At 72.3% G+C, this 4253-nt stretch carries 4 protein-coding genes; all 4 read right to left on the reverse strand.

Going from position 1 to position 4253, the window contains the following annotated elements; all coding sequences use genetic code 11:
• Window positions 1-342 (reverse strand): biotin/lipoyl-containing protein (locus AB0E96_RS38840; protein WP_359831207.1); only part of this gene is annotated, 342 nt, incomplete at its 3' end.
• Window positions 343-423: 81 nt separating this feature from the next.
• Entirely contained in the window at window positions 424-1830 is a 1407-nt protein-coding gene (gene lpdA, locus AB0E96_RS38845; protein ID WP_359831209.1) for a dihydrolipoyl dehydrogenase, read from the reverse strand.
• A 427-nt stretch (window positions 1831-2257) separates the two neighbouring features.
• Window positions 2258-3760, reverse strand: coding sequence for a leucyl aminopeptidase (locus AB0E96_RS38850; protein ID WP_359831210.1), 1503 nt, complete (start codon window positions 3758-3760; stop codon window positions 2258-2260).
• Window positions 3761-4015: 255 nt separating this feature from the next.
• A partial coding sequence (locus tag AB0E96_RS38855; RefSeq protein ID WP_359831212.1) for an adenosylcobinamide-GDP ribazoletransferase occupies window positions 4016-4253 on the reverse strand: 238 nt, incomplete at its 5' end.

Genomic DNA, 4253 nt, shown 5'->3' on the forward strand with positions numbered 1-4253 from the left:
GGAGCAGGTCGCGCAGGGCCGTCCGCTCGTCCGGGCGACCGGGGCCGGGGCGGCGACCGGAGCGGCCTCGGCGGCCGGGGCCGGAGCGGCGGCCGGGGCGCCCGAGCCGTCGTCGATGACCGCCAGCTCGGCGCCCACCTCGACGGTCTCGTCCTCGGCGACCTTGATGGAGGCCAGGATGCCGGAGGCCGGGGCCGGGATCTCGGTGTCGACCTTGTCGGTCGACACCTCGAGCAGCGGCTCGTCGACCTCGACACGCTCACCCTCGGCCTTCAGCCAGCGGGTGACGGTGCCCTCGGAAACGCTCTCGCCCAGCGCGGGCAGTGTTACTGAGACCGCCATGGTTTCAGCGACTCCTATCAAGTCTTGCGTACGGGAAGTACTTGCGTACGGGAAGTACCGGGAAAGGGGGGTGGGGCGTGATCAGTCGTGCGCGTGCAGCGGCTTGCCGGCCAGCGCCAGGTGCGCCTCGCCCAGGGCCTCGGACTGGGTCGGGTGCGCGTGGATGAGCTGCGCGACCTCGGCCGGCAGGGCCTCCCAGTTGTAGATCAGCTGGGCTTCGCCGACCTGCTCGCCCATGCGGGCGCCGACCATGTGGACGCCGACCACGGCGCCGTCCTTGACCTGGACGAGCTTGATCTCGCCGGCGGTCTTCAGGATCTTGCTCTTGCCGTTGCCGGCCAGGTTGTACTTGAGGGTGACGACCTTCTCCTTGCCGTACAGCTCGACGGCCTTGGCCTCGGAGATGCCGACGGAGGCCACCTCGGGGTTGGAGTAGGTCACCCGCGGAACGCCGTCGTAGTCGATCGGCATCGGCTTGAGGCCGGCCAGGCGCTCGGCGACGAGGATGCCCTCGGCGAAGCCGACGTGGGCCAGCTGCAGGGTCGGGGCGAGGTCACCGACGGCGGAGATGGTGGGCACGTTGGTGCGCATGTACTCGTCGACGAGGACGTAGCCGCGGTCCATCGCGACGCCGTTCTCCTCGTAGCCGAGGCCGGCCGAGACGGGGCCGCGGCCGATGGCGACGAGCAGCAGGTCGGCGTCGATCTGCTTGCCGTTCTCGGTGGAGACGCGGACACCGGTCTCGGTGTACTCGACGCCCGAGAAGCGGGCCTTCAGCTCGAACTTGATGCCGCGCTTGCGGAACGCGCGCTCCAGCAGCTTGGAGGAGTTCTCGTCCTCCAGCGGGACGAGGTGCGGCAGCGCCTCGACGATGGTGACCTCGACGCCGAAGGACTTCCAGACCGAGGCGAACTCGACGCCGATCACGCCGCCGCCGAGGATGACGGCCGACTTCGGGATGCGGTCGAGCTTGAGGGCGTGGTCCGAGGAGATCACGCGGTTGCCGTCGATCTCCAGGCCCGGGATCGAGCGCGGCACGGAGCCGGTGGCCAGGACGATGTGGCGGCCTTCGACGCGCTGGCCGTTGACATCCACCGAGGTCTGCGAGGAGAGCTTGCCCTCGCCCTGGATGAAGGTGACCTTGCGGGAGGCCACCAGGCCCTGGAGGCCCTTGTACAGGCCGGCGATGACGTCGTCCTTGTACTTGTGGACGCCGTTGATGTCGATGCCCTGGAAGGTGGCCAGGACGCCGAACTCGGCGGCCTCCTTCGTCTCGTCCGCGATCTCCGCGGCGTGCAGCAGAGCCTTGGTCGGGATGCAGCCGCGGTGCAGGCAGGTGCCGCCCAGCTCACCCTTCTCGACCAGGGCGACGCTCAGGCCCAGCTGAGCGGCGCGGAGCGCCGCGGCGTAACCGCCGCTTCCGCCTCCGAGAATGACTACGTCGAAAACGGTGCTGGCGTCGTTCGCCACGTCACGTCCTCCATGCATGGGGTGGGTCGCCGGGCCGGTCGCGGTCCGGTGGGTCGGAAGCCTTTGTGGGGCGCCCAGTCGTGCCGGAAATACATCTTCGCACTTGTTCGCGGTGGCTGATGTCCGGGCCCGGCGCAGGGGTGTCCCGCAGAGCGGTCACCCGGGCGGGAATACCCCCGACGGAAGGGCATCATCGCAGCTCAGCGGCGTGTGAACAGCCGCCGGACGGGCGTCTTCCGCCCTGCCCGCCGTCGCTTCTTCCGCACTGTGGAACAAAGTTTCGCCCGCAGCGAACAGGGGTGCGCCGCGCCGCCCCGGGCTACCCGCAGGTAACCCGGCCGGAACGCCGACGGGGCCCGGCGCACGCGCGCCGGGCCCCGTCGCAACGGGCCCCCGATCGTCGGCAGCGGGTCCCGGCCGGGACCACCGTGATCGGAATGCCGGATCAGGCCTTGCCGTTCGCCCTCTGCTCGGCGAAGCGGACCAGGGTGCGCACCGCGCTCGCGGTGCCGCCCTTCGGGGTGTAGCCGTACGGCGCGGCCTCGTGGAACGCCGGGCCGGCGATGTCCAGGTGCGCCCAGTCGGTGCCCTCGGCCACGAACTCCTTCAGGAACAGGCCGGCCACCAGGCCGCCGCCCATCCGCTCGCCCATGTTGGCCAGGTCGGCGATGGTCGACTCGGTGAAGCCCTTGCGCAGCTCGGCCGGCAGCGGCATCGGCCAGGACTGCTCGCCCGCCTCGCCGGCCAGGACGTGCAGCTCCTCGCGCAGCTCGTCGTTGTTGGCCATCACGCCGAAGGTGCGGTTGCCCAGGGCCAGCACCATGGCGCCGGTCAGGGTGGCCACGTCGACGATGACGTCCGGGTTCTCCTCGCCGGCCCGCACGATCGCGTCGGCCAGCACCAGGCGGCCCTCGGCGTCCGTGTTCAGGACCTCGACGGTCTTGCCGCCGTACATCTTCAGCACGTCGCCCGGGCGGGTGGCGGAGCCGGACGGCATGTTCTCGGCCAGCGCCAGCCAGGCGGTCACGTTGACGGCCAGGCCCAGGCGCTTGGCGGCCACCACGGCGGCGAACACGGCGGCGGCGCCGGCCATGTCGCACTTCATGGTCTCGTTGTGGCCGGCCGGCTTCAGCGAGATGCCGCCCGAGTCGTAGGTGATGCCCTTGCCGATGAACGCCAGGGTGGCCTTGGCCTTCGGGTGGGTGTAGGCCACCTTCACCAGGCGGGGCGGGTTCGCGGAGCCGCCGCCGACGCCCAGCAGGCCGCCGAAGCCGCCCTTGGTCAGCGCCTTCTCGTCCAGCACCTCGACCTTGAGGCCGTGCTCCTTGCCGGCCGCCTGGGCGATCGCGGCGAAGCTCTTCGGGTTCAGGTCGTTCGGCGCGGTGTTGACCAGGTCGCGGGCCCGGTTCATCTCCTCGCCGATCGCGGCGGCGCGCTCCACGGCGGCCTTGGCGTCCTTGCTGCCCTTGCGGGCGGCCAGCAGGACCAGCTCGCCGACCGGCTCCTTGCCGTTGCCGTCGGCCTTGTACGTGCCGAAGGCGTACGAGCCGAGCAGGCCGCCGAGCGCGACCGCCTCGATCTCGGCCGCGGACTCGGCCGGCAGGGCCAGCGCGGCCTTCTTGGCGCCGGCCAGGGTGCGGGCGGCGACACCGGCGGCGCGGCGCAGCGCCTCCAGCTCGTAGCCGTCCTCGGCGGCCTCGCCCAGGCCGACCGCGAGCACGAGCGCGGCCTTCAGACCGGCGGGGGAGGGGACCTTGACGGCCTCGCCCTCGGCGCCGGTCGCGCCCAGGGTGTCGAGGACCTCGGTCAGCTTGCCCTCGAACGCCTCGTTCGCGGCCTCGGAACCGGGGGCCAGCACGATGCCCTTCGGGCCCTTCGCGACACCGACCACCAGGGCGTCCGCACGCAGCGAGGCGGCGGAGGAGGTGCTCACAGACAATGCAGTCACGTAATGCGTCCTGTTCTTTCGGGGTCCGGCCGGCCACGGCGAGGCTGCCGCACCGGCGCAGCCCGCGGTCGCAGGCCGTCCGCCCGGCGGGCCCCCGGGGTCCGGGCCCCCTGGCGCGCGCGTCCGCCGGACGGCCGCGCACGCCAGAGGCCCCGGCTCCTCGGTTCGTGCCGGGCGGGCAGGACCTGCGACGGTGCAGGGCTGCGGTGCTTCACGCATGGTAGTCCGCATGCTGGGATCACGCGCCGCCCGGTGTCAGCCGAGCAGTGCCAGGGCGAACAGCGAAGCGGTCGCGGCGGTTTCGGCCGTCGCGCCGAGCACGTCCCCGGTGATCCCGCCGAACCTGCGCACGCACCGGCCGAGCAGCAGCCGGGCACAGCCCGTGCCGAGCGCAACGGCCAGCGGGAGACGCAGTGCTGACCATCCGTCGGAGAGTCCGGCCGCGGCCAGGGCGAGCGCCGCGACGGCCGTCGCGGCGGCGGCGCCGACGGGC

The organism is Kitasatospora sp. NPDC036755 (assembly GCF_040636595.1).
Classification (GTDB): Bacteria; Actinomycetota; Actinomycetes; order Streptomycetales; family Streptomycetaceae; genus Kitasatospora.